Annotated in this window: 13 protein-coding genes; 8 read left to right on the forward strand and 5 right to left on the reverse strand. The window is 40.3% G+C overall.

The window, feature by feature from the left end; all coding sequences use genetic code 11:
- Positions 1-106: 106 nt before the first annotated feature.
- Entirely contained in the window at positions 107-1,987 is a 1,881-nt protein-coding gene (locus OCV30_RS03430) for an ATP-dependent zinc protease family protein (protein WP_065678396.1), read from the forward strand.
- A gap of 139 nt (positions 1,988-2,126) precedes the next feature.
- Here OCV30_RS03430 and OCV30_RS03435 read toward each other — a convergent pair whose 3' ends face one another.
- The 3 genes from OCV30_RS03435 to OCV30_RS03445 form a co-directional block, all read right to left on the reverse strand.
- Positions 2,127-3,440 (reverse strand): HipA domain-containing protein, encoded by a 1,314-nt coding sequence (locus OCV30_RS03435; RefSeq protein WP_065678397.1) that lies wholly within the window; start codon positions 3,438-3,440, stop codon positions 2,127-2,129.
- A complete protein-coding gene (locus OCV30_RS03440; protein WP_065678398.1) occupies positions 3,424-3,726 on the reverse strand; it encodes a helix-turn-helix transcriptional regulator in 303 nt (100 codons plus the stop codon). Before OCV30_RS03440 ends, OCV30_RS03435 begins: the two co-directional genes overlap by 17 nt.
- A gap of 259 nt (positions 3,727-3,985) precedes the next feature.
- Positions 3,986-5,317: an ATP-binding protein gene (locus OCV30_RS03445; RefSeq protein ID WP_065678399.1), complete on the reverse strand. Its 1,332-nt coding sequence runs from the start codon at positions 5,315-5,317 to the stop codon at positions 3,986-3,988.
- A 200-nt stretch (positions 5,318-5,517) separates the two neighbouring features.
- On the opposite strand from OCV30_RS03445, the gene OCV30_RS03450 reads away from it, so the two are divergent.
- The 4 genes from OCV30_RS03450 (at position 5,518) to OCV30_RS03465 (ending at position 9,084) form a co-directional block, all read left to right on the forward strand.
- Positions 5,518-5,832, forward strand: a complete 315-nt coding sequence (locus OCV30_RS03450) for a hypothetical protein (protein ID WP_065678400.1) — start codon at positions 5,518-5,520, stop codon at positions 5,830-5,832.
- A gap of 7 nt (positions 5,833-5,839) precedes the next feature.
- Positions 5,840-6,370, forward strand: a complete 531-nt coding sequence (locus OCV30_RS03455) for a hypothetical protein (RefSeq protein WP_065678401.1) — start codon at positions 5,840-5,842, stop codon at positions 6,368-6,370.
- Between the two features lie 52 nt (positions 6,371-6,422).
- Complete coding sequence (locus OCV30_RS03460; protein WP_065678402.1) at positions 6,423-8,783, forward strand: TOTE conflict system archaeo-eukaryotic primase domain-containing protein; 2,361 nt, start codon at positions 6,423-6,425, stop codon at positions 8,781-8,783.
- A gap of 121 nt (positions 8,784-8,904) precedes the next feature.
- Positions 8,905-9,084 (forward strand): hypothetical protein, encoded by a 180-nt coding sequence (locus OCV30_RS03465; protein ID WP_065678403.1) that lies wholly within the window; start codon positions 8,905-8,907, stop codon positions 9,082-9,084.
- 785 nt (positions 9,085-9,869) lie between these two features.
- On the opposite strand, the gene OCV30_RS03470 is transcribed toward OCV30_RS03465, so the two are convergent.
- Complete coding sequence (locus OCV30_RS03470) at positions 9,870-10,496, reverse strand: recombinase family protein (RefSeq protein ID WP_065678404.1); 627 nt, start codon at positions 10,494-10,496, stop codon at positions 9,870-9,872.
- Between the two features lie 1,391 nt (positions 10,497-11,887).
- Between OCV30_RS03470 and OCV30_RS03475 the strand changes: the two genes are divergently transcribed.
- On the forward strand, positions 11,888-12,955 hold the full coding sequence (locus OCV30_RS03475) for a class I SAM-dependent DNA methyltransferase (protein ID WP_244499023.1): 1,068 nt from the start codon (positions 11,888-11,890) through the stop codon (positions 12,953-12,955).
- A 21-nt stretch (positions 12,956-12,976) separates the two neighbouring features.
- Here OCV30_RS03475 and OCV30_RS03480 read toward each other — a convergent pair.
- A protein-coding gene (locus OCV30_RS03480; RefSeq protein ID WP_370736707.1) for an IS3 family transposase occupies positions 12,977-14,511 on the reverse strand; the annotation gives its coding sequence in 2 pieces (ribosomal slippage) (positions 12,977-14,058 and positions 14,058-14,511; 1,536 coding nt in all).
- Positions 14,512-14,587: 76 nt separating this feature from the next.
- On the opposite strand from OCV30_RS03480, the gene OCV30_RS03485 reads away from it, so the two are divergent.
- Complete coding sequence (locus OCV30_RS03485; RefSeq protein ID WP_065678509.1) at positions 14,588-15,220, forward strand: N-6 DNA methylase; 633 nt, start codon at positions 14,588-14,590, stop codon at positions 15,218-15,220.
- Positions 15,210-16,427, forward strand: coding sequence for a restriction endonuclease subunit S (locus tag OCV30_RS03490; RefSeq protein WP_065678510.1), 1,218 nt, complete (start codon positions 15,210-15,212; stop codon positions 16,425-16,427). Before OCV30_RS03485 ends, OCV30_RS03490 begins: the two co-directional genes overlap by 11 nt.
- The last annotated feature ends 20 nt before the right edge of the window (positions 16,428-16,447 follow it).

Raw genomic sequence — 16,447 nt, forward strand, 5'->3', positions numbered from 1 at the left:
ATCGAAAAACTCATAGCGTTAACGTTATGTGAGAACCATTGCTGGTGGGGGAACTATTTGCCGAATCGCCAGTATTATTAGTGAACTGATCACAACGGACCAACTAATGAAAAAGATACCTTTGGCTCTAACTCTTTTAAGCACTCTACTTTTTTCACAATATTCTTTGGCTACAGACACTTCACACACCACTCAAAATCCGACCTACGAACTCGATGGTAAGGCGGTATTAGGGCGTACAGAGAATGTGTACCTATCTAGCGTTCAAGGGCTAAAAGACGTTCCTTTCATTGGTAAAATCGATACCGGTGCAGAAACCACTTCTATGCATGCGGAGGACATTCATGTGAAGAGCACGAATGCTGATTATAGAAATCTTAAAGACAAAGAGTTGATGGCGGCGTTAACCGAAGACCTGTTGAACAATTCTGATGTTGATTACGATGATTGGGATGGTAGCACCTTTGCGAAATATGAAGCTGTGGTCTCTTTCAAGGTTCAAAACCCGCGCACGGGAGACATGGTATTAATTGAAGCGCCTTTAGATCGTGTCAGCATGATACGTAGCCGCACCAGCAGCACGCCTTTGCTTCGCCCTACTGTCAAAATGTCGCTCACCATTGCGGACCAAGAATTAAAAACCGACGTTAACCTGACCGACAGAAGCCACTTTTCTGCGCCAGTATTGATCGGCAAAACCTTCCTTGCGGATAACGCACTGGTGTTTGCTGGTTACGACTATTTGCAGGAGCAGGAAAACGCGACGGTTGTTGGCCGAAAAGAGGTGATGTCTATCTCGGGAATGGCGATGAACGCGACCTTCTCATTAAAAAATCGCTACAGCATTCTTCATGCGAAAGACATCGATGTAGATAAGAAGAACAGTGAAGTGACGTTTGATATGTTCGACAACGATGGTAAGCAGAAAGAGATGACACTGCCATTAGTTCGTATGTTAAGTGTAGGTGGTAAAAAGAGACCTCTGGTATATGTACCAGTCCAACTCGATGAAAACACAACCAAAGACGTTCTGGTGTACCTACGTGACCGCTCAAGTAGCGTGTCACAGTTGAGATTTGGTACAAGCACCGCAAGCGAGCTTTTTATGATTGACACCAGTGCTGAGAATATTCTTTCAGAAGGATCTGAGAATTTCAGTGAGGTCACGAAAAAGACTGAGCCACTGATTATCTCACCGGAAGAAGATATCACATTAGATGGTTTCCCTATGAAGGCTGTTGCTTCATTTACTGTCAACACGCCTTTGTTGAAGGTCGACAGTTTTGAAATGACAGGTAAAGGCAAAGAGGCTTCCGTTGAATTTTATCTTACAGATGTAAATGGTGAGAAGCAGAAGATAACAAAGCCAATTATTAAGAAGCTTAAGGTCGGTGATGATACTCGCCCGGTTGTAAGTGGTGAGTTTTTGGGAGCTGGTAAAGTTCGCCAACAAGAGTTTGCTATCGATGTGCTGGATAGCAATGAAAAAGAAGCGTACTTCATTCTAGGTAAGAAGATGGCGAAAGATGGGGTATATGTGAATACTCGATCTGATTATCTTTTGAAATCGGAACCTTTGTTTAAAGTTGGGCATATAGAAGTTGTTGAAGTCAACGGCATGAAGTTCCCGGCCAAGTTGGATACTGGGGCGGATGTGAGTTCCATGAACGCAGTCAACATCAAACGATTTAAGAAAGACGGCCAAGACATGGTGAGCTTTACCTATCAAAACAACCAAGGCGATAAGCAAGATTTCACCAAGCCAGTGATTGATGTAATGCGCATTAAAGCTAAGAAAGGCGAGAAGGTGAACATTCGCCCAGTGGTAGAAATGAAAGTGAAGCTAGGCGATTTAGAGAAAGAGGTGAGGGTAAACCTTCAAGATCGCTCTCGCTTTGAATACAGCATGATCCTAGGTAAGAACTTCTTGAAGCACGGCGCAGTAGTCAGTAGCGATGAAGATTACTTACTGGGCGATATGGAGTAACACCTAAATTTATCTAATTTCTATCGGTTCAACTTCTTCATCAGTAACTGAACTGGCTGCGTTAATTATCAAGTAGGTAACACAAAGAGCTTTTGCTCTTTGTGCTTTCTATATTCTGATTAGATAGCTTATCTATAAGTTAAAGCTCAATTTCAGTGATGAGTGGTGATTGTTTAAGGAAGTGCTTACATCTAGCCACAACGATTTCACGGTATCGGTTTAAATAAGGTAATAGTGAATCAGAAGTAGGAGTGACGAGAGATATAGCATCATCAATGTTGTTTATAATGTCATTTGCGATCTTTACTAGGCTCTGTTGAAGCAATTTTGGTGAAATACCACAATCGTCAGCAAACTCTACAAGTTGGTAGGCATTAATAGAATCTGAGTCAAATTCATCCCCAATTGCCATCGCAAGATCCTGCTCAAATTCAGGGTACATCCTTACATTGACTAGATCGTAAAGTGGCGTTGGTGTTAAGCCCGATTTTTGGACAAAGAAACTGAAGTTTTTGCCATGTGCATCTGCGTTATAAATGCAGAGATTGAACATTGCCCACTTTAGGATCGCTAGTTTTGCCGCTAATGGGTTTTCACATTGCTCTGTTACCGAAAAAAGTCGGGTGAAGCTGACACCATCACGAATATGACTGACATCTCTTTGTTTACCTAAGTTTCGTTCATACTTTCTATCGACACCTAGGTTACAAGCTTGACAGGCATCGATCATATGCCTTCGTTTCACACTTGTTGAGCTAAATAGCTTTCGATCAAATCTCTCTACAATTAAGGCTGGAAATTGGTCAAAATACCGCAACTCAACATCAGCAACATCTAGTTCAACTAGCTTCGCTAACTTCATCGTCACAAATTCATTTATGACAAGGTGTTGTTGGTCATTTTTTTCGAACTTCACAATATGAGTTGAGCATAGTTCACCCTCTCCAAACCCTAAGTTTCCATCGATAGATAAAACGTTTAGCTTAGATTGAACCCCCGCTACTGATAGTCTTGGTTTTCCTTCCCATATTTCTAAATACCAAAGCTCAGGGTCAGATAGTTTCTTAATTAATTCACTATCGTTGATTGGGTTGAAAGAGGTTTCAGTTTGAACTGGAGAAACACCTTCAGATAAGAACATCATTGCACCTGATGTATCTGTTCCAATACCACCAACTTGTGCAAATACGTTTGAACGTGATACGCCAAGAAAGTCGATCAAATAATCTAACCCTTTATTTTCAGGGAGCAAATTCTGTAAAAACCTTCTGATATTGACTGATGGTATATCAGAGTTAAATGGAAGGTGTGGCGATATGGGAAACCCATTATCAATCCAATCTTGCTTGTAGATTACAGATAGAGCATCACTTTCTTTACTCAGTGATAGCTTGCCTATGACTTGCTGGCTATAAACTATATCGAGGATGTATTGATTAGACCCAGACGTCATTACCTTTCTCCTGTGATGGGACTGAAGTATCTAAGTCTTGCCATGGTTGTATCGATATCTTTATCCCTAGAGCAGACACAACTTTCATTAAAGAGGTTAGTTTAATATCGGAGCTGCCTTGTTCAATTTTTATGTAGGTTTGTTTTGAAACACCAGAAAGCAATGCTGCATCTTGCTGGGTGATTTTACTTTGAGTTCTTTTTGCTTTGATCGCCTCACCAAGTAGTGATGGTGTGAACACCTGGCTTAGATCTGGTGACTCAGTTGCTTTTACTTTCTTAACCATGGAACCTCCATATAGCATGATGCAATAAAGTATGCCTTGATAGACTTTTAAATTATTAATACGTAGATTTTAAGTAAAAGTCTATTAAAGTTAACTTTTATGGTAAGTGTATTGAGCTACTGCATAAAAGTCTACAGTAGTGAACTTTTATGCTTATAAACTTGGCGATCTTATTTAAAGTCTAGTGTGATTTACTTTATATAATGAAAGAATAATAGAGAACTCAAAGCCATGGGGCTTTGAGATACCTAAAGTATGGCTAACTATCTATCGGAACCTTAAGGTGGTCGTTCAAGTATTGTGTGTAATACAAAGGCATTACAACATTGTCTTGCTCTAGTGCATTGGAGCCTTGTGTTCCTGTTAGCTTGATTGTCTTGTGTGGCTTACACTTCGATATATAGGATTGCAGTGACCTAGCACGAGTCCTTTTGCCACTCTTTACTTCTATAGGAATTATACGACCAACCTCATCGGCAATGACAAACTCAATCTCAGCTCTAGCATCCCCCCATGAAAAAGTCGGTTCGTAGCCTAGTGCTGCAAGTTCTTGTTGAACAAAGTTTTCAGCAACGTAGCCTTTGTATTCGTACCCCTGTTGCTTTATTTCACGGTAACTTGTTGCGAGCATGTGATTAAGTAGTCCTACATCAAATAGAAACAGCTTTATAGCATTTTCTTTTTGATAGGCTGATAAGGGCGATCTAGGTTGCCCATCGATAGGGTAATTCTTCAAGGTTAGTCTGCATTTATGTAGCCATGTAATGGCACTTTCGTATTCAGCATATCGAGATTTACGCTGATGGACGCCTTTAAACTTGAAACGTTTTACTGAATCATCAAATACTGACGATAACTGTGAAGGAATGTTTCTGAATACGGACTCTATAAGTGTGGCATCGACTTTATCCGAGTACTTGCCAAAGTCTCGTAAGTAACCTTGAATTAAGTTGCTTTGAACATCTGAAACAAGCTCCGTTCGTTCAATGATACTTCTGTCTGAATGAGTAAACCAAGCATCAACAGCTTCAGGCATTCCGCCCACAAAGTAATAATCAGTAAGCATGCCGAATAGCTTTGTATGTGCAACTTCAGAGTTCACTTGCTGCTCAAATGCTTTAATGAGTGGCTTTTCTTCACTTGCCCAAAGAAACTCTTTAAATGTTAATGGTCTTAAGTTGTGTTGTTCAACCTTACCGACAGGAAAGGATGTAAGTAAACCAATGTTAGAGCCACTTGCTGCAATATAAGCTTGTGGTGCTTTTTCGGCAAAATACTTCAAGGCAGTGACCGCTTTTGGACACTCACCTATCTCATCGAGGATCAGTAGATCAGTGGCGAGGTCAAATACCTCTCCCGTTAATAGTTCAATATTGGTAATGATATCGTCAGGATTTAGAGAGTTAGAAAATGCTTCTCTGAACTGCGGCTCTTCTAAGAAATCAATTCTTATAACTTTGTTAAAATTTTGACCTAGTAGTTCCTGTAACAGATAAGTTTTACCCGTCTGTCTGGCACCATCGATCAAGAGTGGCTTTCTTGATGACTTCTCTTTCCATTTGAGTAGTTTGTTTAAGATTTCTCTCTTCATGCGTATTGCTCACCTCTGATATGCATTAGTACATTATCATATTATTGCGCCAGTTTATGTTTTAATTAAACGCTTTTATGCGCATTAAAGTGTTGTGCTTGATCTTTTTTATGCGCATAAAAGTGTTGGTTGGTGATTGATGAAAATGCCTCGTAACGGTATTATCAAATATAATTCATAGAGATAATGATGGATGTACAGTGTTCAGTGACGAAAAGCTAATAGAGCTTATATGCTATGAAGAAATGATCTTGGAAGGGCTAGATAAGAGTTCCTGGCGTTTGATAAAGCTCGCTACTCCGCAGGTATGGGAACATCAATGTGAAATGTCAGAAGAGTATTCTTGGGTTCTTGGTGTTATGGGGTTTCATTGCGTCTACTTTGATGGTGAGAGAGAAATGTATGTTATCGCTACATTTGATAGTTTTGGTGAAATTGGTGAATCAAAACAAGAAAGTAAAAAACTGCATCATCTTATGACAGAATTGGTGAGATCTCGATTTACACATCCTTAGGCATAGTATGAATACCCAGAAAGTTTTTGAAGAGTTAGAAACTGCGAGTGACTTTGAGTTGTTTCGGCTCAAATCAGCTATAGAGAAAGTCTTAGAAGATCCCGATAGAGCAAGAGCTTTAAAAGCGAAAATTACGGTAGGTATGGAAGTTGAATACTTTTGTACAGAACGAAATCATTCTGTGCTTTGTACCATATTGAAAGTTGGTAGAACTCGGGTGGACATTAGTGAAAAAGAAACAGGAAAAGGTTGGTCATTACCCTTTTATTTTTTAAACCTCGATCACATTGATACTGAGTTAGTATCAAATAAAGCTGTAGGACTGTCGAAAGCGGAGCTGTCGATTGGGCAAACTGTTGGTTTTGTTAGTAATAGGGATAATCAAGAGTATATTGGACAAGTCTCTAAGCTAAACCCTAAGAAAGTGGTTGTATTGGTTGGTAATACCGCTTGGACAGTACCGTATTCAATGTTATTTCCCGTACTAGATTCCGAAGCGAGTCAGACAAAGAAGACATTGATACTTGCAGATAAATAGACCTATCAAAGCCTATTGGCTTTGATTTCTAAATGCATAGGATGCGAAGATCATGGATGAACTGGAATCCGTCAATCATAGGATTGCTGAGTTAAAATCCGAGCTATCTCAGCTTGAGAAAAGACGAAATGAACTACTGTCTAGTCCAGTGAATCTAGAGCAAACTCTGTTAACTCCAGGACAGAAAATCGAGCTATTTCAAAGTTACTTCCGAGGAAATCACCACTGCTACGCTAATCGTTGGCAAAACTCGGCAGGTCGAAATGGTTACTCAATAGCTTGCTCCAATGAGTGGCAGCAAGGGGTATGTGAAAAGCCAAAGGTAAAGTGTTTAGAGTGCTTGAATCAAGCTTTTAAACCTCTGGATAGAGATGCGATCTATCGTCACTTAACTGGCGCTGAAGTCATTGGCTTATACCCTATACAGCCTGACCATTCGTGTTTCTTATTAGCCATAGATTTTGATAAAAGCGACTGGCTTCAGGCATCTCAAGCTTATGTTGAAGCGTGTGAGTTTTATGATCTGGATTGTTTGTGGGAGCGCTCTCGTTCAGGTAAAGGAGCGCATGTCTGGATTTTCTTTGAATCCGCAACAACAGCAAAGGACGCAAGAGAATTAGGCTTTCTTCTCTTAGACAAAGCGATGCAAATCCATAGTGCATTAGCTTTTGATTCTTATGACCGCCTCTTCCCTAATCAGGATGTTTTACCCACTGGCGGTATCGGCAATCTAATCGCCTTACCCTTACAAAAACAAGCAAGGGCTACTCAAAACTCAGTGTTTTTGGATCGTTTTGGTCAACCCTATGCCGATCAATGGTTGGCACTAAAATCAGTTCAGAAAGTACCAGTATCTAAACTTGAAAAGCTGATATCGGCTATAGAGAAAAAAGCTAAACAACCAGACGTTAGTGACTTGAAACCATGGGAACGTAACGTATTGCCTACATCGGGCATTGATGGGTGTCCGTCAAACGTAACCGTAGTATTGGCAAACCGCATTTATTTACCTCTCTCAGAGTTTCCTAATCCATTAGTCGCTAGACTCAAAAAGTTAGCATCATTTTCTAACCCCAAGTTTTTTAAAGCGCAGGGCATGCGTCTTTCAACTAATGGTATAGCTCGCTTTATATGCTTAGCGGAGTTAGATAATGGCTATTTAAGCTTACCTAGAGGCTGCCTTGATGATGTACAGGAAATCTTGGCGGATCTGCATATCAAGGTAGATCTTGTTGATAAAAGAACGCTTGGGCAGAAGTTGGAGTTAGTTAACTTTCAGGGTGAGTTGCGACAATCACAGCAAAAAGCAGTGGACTCCTTGCTTAAGTTTGATTGTGGTGTGCTACATGCTCCAACTGCTTTCGGTAAGACTGTGACGGCTATCGGTCTGATAGCTCAACGCAAAGTTAATACGCTGATTTTAGTGCATAGCAAGCAACTCGCAGACCAATGGAAGGAACGTCTAACAGCCTTCTCTGACGGCATTGATATCGGTATTTATACTGGGGCAAGGAAAAAACCAACAGCTCAAGTCGATATTGCTACCTATCAAAGCCTGATAAACCGAGGTGATAATACTGTAAACCCAATGATTCAGGAGTATGGTCAGATCATTGTTGATGAATGCCACCATTTATCTGCACCGCAATATGAACGTGTGTTGTCAGAGGCTTATGCGAAATATGTCTATGGGGTAAGTGCGACTTTAGAGCGTAGAGATGGGCATCAACCCATTATTTTTATGCAATTAGGTAGGGTGAGACACACGATCAAGATTGATAAAACATCTCAATTCCAACAGATTCTGCATTGCAGAAAACTCGCGTATGTACCACCGCTTGTTCTGACTAATGATGAATCAAAGCCACATATATCAGAAGTCTATCGTTGGCTTATGGAGCATCCTGAGAGAAACAAGCAAATCTTATCTGATACTAAATCTGAAATATTGAAAGGTCGAGTGCCTATCATTTTGACTGAGAGAAGAGAGCATGCAGCCACTATTTATAATGCTTTGGTTGAAGAGGGGGTTCAAGTTCAGTTACTTGTTGGAGCTATGAAAAAGAAGTCTCTGAAACAAGTGATGGATCAGCTCGACTCAGCTCAGGTACTTGTTGCCACAGGAAAGTTTATCGGTGAAGGGTTTGATTTACCGAGACTGGATACATTGATCTTAGCGTTACCTGTGTCGTGGAAAGGCTCGCTAATACAGTATGTAGGGCGAATTCAAAGGCAATATCAAGGTAAAATAGAAGTGAAGGTGATTGACTACGTAGATACTAAATTGCCAATGTTACAACGAATGTTTAAGAAGCGAGAGAAAGGTTATAAAGCCCTTGGTTTTGAAGAGGAAGTTCAAGGACGTGGGCATCAGCCTTCATTAGACTTGCCTGTAGATACTGCATCCGAGTAGTTGAGTGAGACTGAAATGACATATGGGTTGATTCTGTTCATTGTTTGCTTATGAGATCAAACATTGTGATTACAGTAAAAGTGAAACTAGACTATTCAGTATTATTGTTTAAAGGATTTCGATGATGACACGTAAGCAGCTAAAATATGACATACAAGAGTTAATGAGAAATACTGATTTTGAAGCGCAACGGAATGATCCGCGACTAAAGTCATGGCAATCAAAAGCACTTTACACTACGCGTCACTCGGTGAGTGAAAGTTCGGACGGTCAAGAAGCAAAACATGGTAACGCAAGGTGATCTAAGGATCGCTGTAATTACTCAAATTTTATCCTGAAAGATCGAAAGTTCAGTATCTCCAACTCAAATAAACGGAACTTCTGATCAATTTCTTCATACTTGCACCGTACAGGTGCAAAACTACTGAAAGTTTAGTATTAATTGAAGCGATCCTTAGATCACCTCACTCAATTATTAACGTGCGTAATAATGGAATGCACACACCCTCGCCTAGGCTATTTTTTCTTCATCAAAGTGGATATTTGAACGGTCAAGAAGCAAAACATGTTAACGCGAGGTGATCCAAGGATCGCTGTAATTACTCAAGTTTGATGTTGAAAGATCGAAAGTTCAGTAAAATTCATCTAAATAAACGGAACTTCTGATCAATTTCTTCATACTCGCACCGTACAGGTGCAAAACTACTGAAAGTTTAGTATCAATTGAAGCGATCCTTAGATCACCTCACTCAATTATTAACGTGCGCAATAATGGAATGCACACATCCTCGCCTAGGCTATTTTTTCTGGACATTTGAACGGTCAAGAAGCAAAACATGGTAACGCGAGGTGCTCCAAGGATCGCTATAGTTACTCAAGTTTTGTGCTGAAAGATCGAAAGTTCAGTATAATTCATCTAAATTAACGGAACTTCTGATCAATTTCGTCATACCTGCACCGTGCTGGTGCAAAACTACTGAAAGTTTAGTATTAATTGAAGCGATCCCTAGATCACCTCAACTCGTTACATGCGCAACGATAGAATACACGCCCCCTTAATGATTAGGTACGTATCAAGAGTTAGTTTTAGTTGCGTTTGTGAAACCTCCTCCAAGTCGAAATAGAAACTCCCGCTAACTGGCAAGCCTTGAGCTGGGATAGACCGTTGATAGTTATGTATTCATTAGCTTTAAGGCATTTATCAACAGTCTCTTGGGTTTGCTGCTTACCCTTATACTTTCCTTCCTTTTGCGCTTTCTCAATTCCTTCAGCTTGTCGTCTTCTTCGGTCTTCGTAGTCTTTTGAGGCAATTACGGCAAGTACGTCAAAAAGAAGCTCATTAATTTTCTTGAAGATAATGCTGGTAAGCTCATCAGATACTGAGTCGCTCTTTTTTAGAAGTTGATAGCTTGTTGGGATATCGACAGCAACAATGGAAACACCAGACTTAACTAGCTTGATTTTCAGCTTTTCCCAATCATCAGTTGATAGGCGAGTTAATCGATCTAACTGCTCAACGAGAATGGTGTCGCCACTCTTGGCAATGTCGATCATCTGATTCAAGATTGGTCGTTCAAAATCTCGACCAGAAGCATTTTCAACGAAATACTCATCAACAGTCACTTTTTGCTCATCAGCAAACCTTTCAAGATACGTTCTTGCTCGATTTGCATCTTGTTCGGTAGTTGAAGCTCTTAAATACCCATAAATCATATACTGCAATGCCTACTAGTTCATTTAGATACCTTATTGAACTATAGTTCATTTAAGCTATAGTTCAATCTAAATGATGCGTAAGTTCATATAGGTGTGATGGGTATACCCATATGAACTAATTGTTTCTTTATTTTAAGATAAGTAGTTGTGGTGCGAAATACCAAAGCCAGTGGTTAGGGTAAGAGCTGTGTTCCAGGGTGGGAGTATATGAAAATTCCACTTGTGGAATTTTGGCATCGACAACGTAACCTTAATCTCAATTTGGTAGGTGTGAACATTAACTTCAATATTCATTGATAATGCAACACCAATTCCCAAAATCCCACCAGTGGGACTCTGGCATAGGCAACGTAACCTTAATCTCAATTTGGTAGGTGTTGAACATTAGCTTCAATATTCATTGTAGTGAAACACCAATTCCCAAAATCCCACGTGTGGGACTCTGGCATGCGGCAACGTAACCCTCATCTCAATTTGGTAGGTGTCGAACATTAGCTTAAATTTTCATTGGTAATGAAACGCTAACTCCCAAAATTCCACGTGTGGAACTCTGGCATCGGCAACGTAACCTAAATCTCAATTTGAAAGGCACTGAACATAAGCATCCATATTTATTGGTGATGAAATACTCGTCCCCTAATGCCATTTGTGGAATTTTGGTTCGTAGGCTGTTGAACAGTGTTCCAAGGAACTTGAATATGAACATCAACGCTTATATGGAATAAGCTAAAGAGCCTGCTCTTTAGCATTACTACTTACCCGTTACCAGCTCTGTATGAGGGATGTTTTCTCTGAACTCATACTGACTAGGAACAGTGTTCATAGAGGTATTTAATGTGTGCAGGCTTCAATGTGAAATAGCTGCTCTGTAGTTTTACTAGCTTAAGTCTTGTCTATGGCTTGATTGCTGTAACCAAGCTGTATGAAGCTGATATATGTTGTTTGAATTTATGGTATTAGATATGACAGGTCATCGAAGTCAACTTAGCCTTTTTTCTTTTTCTTTTTCTTTTTCTTTTTCTTTTTCTTTTTCTTTTTCTTTTTCTTTTTCTTTTTCTTTTTCTTTTTCTTTTTTGCTTTTGATTAGATATCCGTGACGATAAAAGTCAACATGACCAATGTGGTGACTGTTAAGTTGCTGATATTTCTTCTGTTGGTGTTTTTATTGGTCAAAGTTAGAAGAGAACACTGTTCTAATGTGGTTTTCACATTTTACTTTTCTGAAATCACACGATGAAAAACAAAAAAGCGCTTGAACAGTGTTCTTAGCTATCCAATATCACCAAGATTATGACTAGAGTTTACTTAAGTCGGCATTCTGTCAGGTATAATCACCTCAATTAGTAAAAAGCATTCGCAAGAGCGAATGCACTTCTATCGAGAGAATTATGACAACAGAATCAGCACCAGAAATTATTGAACTTAGTGATCTTAAAAAATGGCTTTGGGGCAGCGCTAACATTATGCGTGGCACCGTAGATAGCTCAGATTTCAAAAACTACATCTTCGGGCTTATTTTTATCAAACGTCTATCTGATGTGTTTGATGAGCGTGTTGAAGCGATAATGGCAGAAGAACAGCGTTCTAGTGATGAAGCAATGGAACTTATTCTTGAGGATAATCCAGAGCAGTTCGTTCCTGTCGATGCTCGTTGGGCTAACTTAGTTGAAAAGACTGAAAACGTTGGTGAACGCATTGATGAAGCGTTTGCAGAAATCGAGCGTCAGAACCCATCATTAGAGAAAGTGCTTACTGCTATCCAGTTTGGTGATAAAGAGAAGCTAAGTAACGAATTGTTGATGCGTTTGTTGCGTCATTTCAACCAACACAAGCTTGGTAATAAGAACTTATACAAACCCGACCTTCTAGGTGATGCTTACGAATACCTTATCGCCATGTTTGCTGATGATGCAGGTAAGAGAGGGGGCGAGTTCTACACCCCACATGAAGTTGTAGAGTTGATTGTTAAACTGATTGACCCTCAACCGACTCATGAAATTTACGATCCAACCAACGGCTCTGGCGGTATGTTGGTTGAAGCAGCTCGTCATATCAAAGAAAATTATCCAGAGAATGGCATGGTGATGGGCAAGCCTAACTGTAAGTTATATGGTCAAGAAAAGAACTTAAGTACATGGGCAATTGCAAAATTGAATATGTTTTTACATAACCTAGATGGTGATATTAAGCGTGGTGATACGCTGGTTAACCCACAGCATAAAGATGGTCACGGGTTACAAACCTTTGACCGAGTAATTGCGAATCCGCCTTTCTCAATAAAAGATTGGTGGGAGCCTCTAGAGATCAATAAAAAGACTAAGACCGATAAAAAAGGCAAAGAAGTTGAAGTTAACCCTAAATACAGTACTGATCTAAAAGATCCTTATGGTCGTTTCGGTTTAGGCACAGCTCCCCGAAAATATGCAGACCTAGCATTTCGGCGTTTTTCAAGGTAGTTGTCATCATTCGCTTGTTTACTAAGCAGCTTCTCTTTCTGGATTTAGGTGAATGTCACCAACAGGTTCACAGTTTCTGATATCACCTGGCCAGCGTTCAGGGTTTAGCTCTTTTGCTGCGAGTAATACCTTTGCTCGGCGCTTCAAGATCTCTTTATCTTTTCCATTGTGACGCTCTGAAGGCGTGACGTAATTTAGCTTACTGTGCTTATGCTCGGTGTTGTACCAGCGTACGAAGGCTTCAACCCAACTTCGACTACTGTTGATACTTTCAAAGCCCTTTGTTGGCCAGCTTGGCATGTACTTTACCGTGCGGAACAATGATTCGACATACGGGTTATCATCGCTGACTCTTGGGCGGCTATACGATGAGGTAATACCTAACTCTTCCATTTTTGCTTTAAACGTCAGCGACTTCATCGGTGCACCATTATCTGAGTGAAGAACCAGCGCTTGATTGAAGCATTGCTCTCGCATCAACGTTCGTTGCAGAAGTTGTGACGCCAGCTCACCGCATTCACGCTCATACACTTCATAACCAACGATTTTTCGACTGTAGATGTCCTCGATGACATACAGGTAATAGTGTTGGCCTCGAACTTTTGAAGGTAAGTAAGTGATATCCCATGTATAGACTTGGTTCGAATCTGTCGCTGTGTAACTTGATGGCTTCGCTTGCTTCTGCCTACTTCTTTGACGACCTCGTCTGTGGAGTTGTCCCTGTGCACTCAGCACCCGATAGTAACTCGATTCAGAGGCGATATACTCACCTCGGTCAAGCAGTGTCGGGACGATTTGAGTCGGAGGTAAGCTTGCGAACTCAGAGCGGTTACACACCTCGATAATCGCATCACGCTCTTGCTGAGAGAGCTTGTTAGCAGGCTCTGGCCTGATGCATATCGGCCTTTTGTCAGCTTGAACTTCACCTTGCTGATACCAGCGACGATACGTTCTCAAGTCGATTTGAACTTCATGGCAAGCTGGCTCTAAACGGCATCCGCATTGCTTCGCTTCAAGGATAAGAGTCACTATGGTCTGCCTTTCATCGGTTGAGGTTAATCGTCCTCTGGCTCTTCCCCGTAAAAGGCTCTCAGCTTTTTTCTTAGTACCAAGAGGGCGGCCGTTTCAGCGAGTGCTTTTTCTTTGAGTCGTAAATCTTTCTTCAACTCTTTGATTTCAAGTTTGTCAGCTTTAGCCTGCTTCTTTGCTTCAGCTTCCTGCTCTTTACTCGACTTAAACCCTTGCATACATTCGCTGCGCCAACTTTGGATTTGTTCAGGGAAAAGACCTTTTTCACGACAATATTGGCTGAGTTCACTTTCGGTCATCGAGTAAGACTCGGCAACAATGGCGAGTTTAGTTTGAGCAGACCACTGCTCTGATGAAGTGTTGCTATTTGGCACGGCGGCTCCTGAACGTCTGAGTTGCTGGCGCCAATGATACAGGGTCGCAGTGCTAATTCCTTCCTCTTCCGACACTTCTTTAACTGACATCGAATAGGGAGGCAACAGCTTCTTCAATATAGCTTCTTTTCTTTCTACTGAGATACGAGACACAATTACTCTTTATCGCCCAAACTGGTTAAATTTTAACAGTGACAACTATCCTGCCAGAGGGGGATTTCTTCAGCATATGATTTCTTCAACAAAAGAAGATGGTCGTATTGGTGTAGTAGTCCCTCATGGAGTGCTATTCCGTGAAGGTGATGAAGGTAAGATCCGCAAAGGTTTATTAGTTGGAAAAGACGATTTTACTGGTGATTTGATTGAAGCAGTGATCGGTTTACCGCCTGCCTTGTTCTTTAATACAGGTATTTCGGCATCGGTTGTGATCATCAATAAGAAAAAAACTGCTGAACTTAAAAACAAAGTGATTTTTATTGATGCCTCACAAGAGTGTGATGACAGCGATAAGATGAGTCGCCTTCGTGAAGAAGATATCCACAAAATCACTCAAGAATACAGCAAGGCTAAGCAAGCATTGATTGAGGCTGGTGAGCAAACCTCAGAGTCTTTACCAAAATTGTTAGAATCTGTAGCGGTAGATAAATATCTGCGTGTTGTTGATATTCGTGAGATTGAGGAAAATGAATTTAACCTAAATTTAAGTCGTTACATTGATAACTCAGAACCAGAAGAAATTGTGGATGTTTTTGGTTCGTTAGAGCGTTTAGCCAAATTAGAAGGTGAACTAAAACAGGTTACAGAAAAACTTGTAACTCAGATTAGTGTGCTAAATATTGAGGCTACCTGTAATGAGCAGTAAAAATATCCCGAATGGGTGGAGAGTTTGTAAGCAGTCCCAAGTTTCTACTTTTCATAATGGGCGAGCATATAAGAAAACAGAATGGGAAGAATCTGGGACACCTGTAATTCGCTTGCAAAACTTAACAGGAAGTGGTGATAGTTATTATTATTCAACTCTAGAGCTTCCTGAGCACCAAAATGTTAATAATGGTGAATTGCTGTATATGTGGTCAGCAACCTTTGGTCCAAGTATTTGGCGGGGAGAAAAGGCGATTTATCACTACCATATTTGGAAAGTTGATTGTCATAAAGATCTTCTTGATAAAATGTTTATGTTTTTCCATTTGGACTATGTGACGGAGTCTATGAAGAGCAAAACTAATGGTTCGACCATGCTTCATTTGACGAAGAAAGGCATGGAAGATAATGAGATTTTATTACCTCCATTAAAAGAACAACAAAAAATCGCAGAAGTACTCTCTACGGCTGACCAGAAAATCGATCTCATTGATCAAAAAATAGCAGAAACAAAAAAGCTAAAAACAGGGTTAATGCAGAAGCTCTTTACTGAAGGTGTTGGTGTTCAGGATGAAAATGGTGAGTGGCAGCCACACGCTAGTTTTAAGGATTCTCCGTTAGGCACAACAATACCAAGTATATGGAAAGTTAAACAACAACAGAAGGTTGCCACATTTTACAACGGTAGAGCGTACAAGCGAACAGAGTGGGAAGAATCTGGCACGCCTGTAATTCGACTTCAAAATCTAACAGGATCTGGGGATAAGTATTATTACTCAAACATGCAACTACCAGAACACCAATATGTGAATAAAGGAGAGTTGCTATTCATGTGGTCAGCCACTTTTGGTCCTAAAGTTTGGGGTGGGGATAAAGCGATATATCATTACCATATTTGGAAAGTAGCATGCAATGAGTCTTTGTTAGGTAAAAGTTATATGTTTTATAGTTTGTTATATATGACTGAAAAAATGAAAAAACAAACTAATGGGTCAACTATGCTGCATTTCACTAAGAAAGGAATGGAGGAACAATTAATGGTAATACCTCCAATCAGTGAACAAAATCAGATTGCAGAGATATTAGGAACAGTAGATCAAAAATTGAATTCGTTAAAGCTGCAAAAATTAGAAACAGAGCAGTTGAAAAAAGGTCTAATGCAGAAGCTTCTGACTGGTGAATGGCGAGTACCGCTAGATAATCATTAAGTAATGTACACCAGTAGAAA

Origin of the sequence: Vibrio atlanticus (assembly GCF_024347315.1) — a bacterium.
GTDB lineage: Bacteria > Pseudomonadota > Gammaproteobacteria > Enterobacterales > Vibrionaceae > Vibrio > Vibrio atlanticus.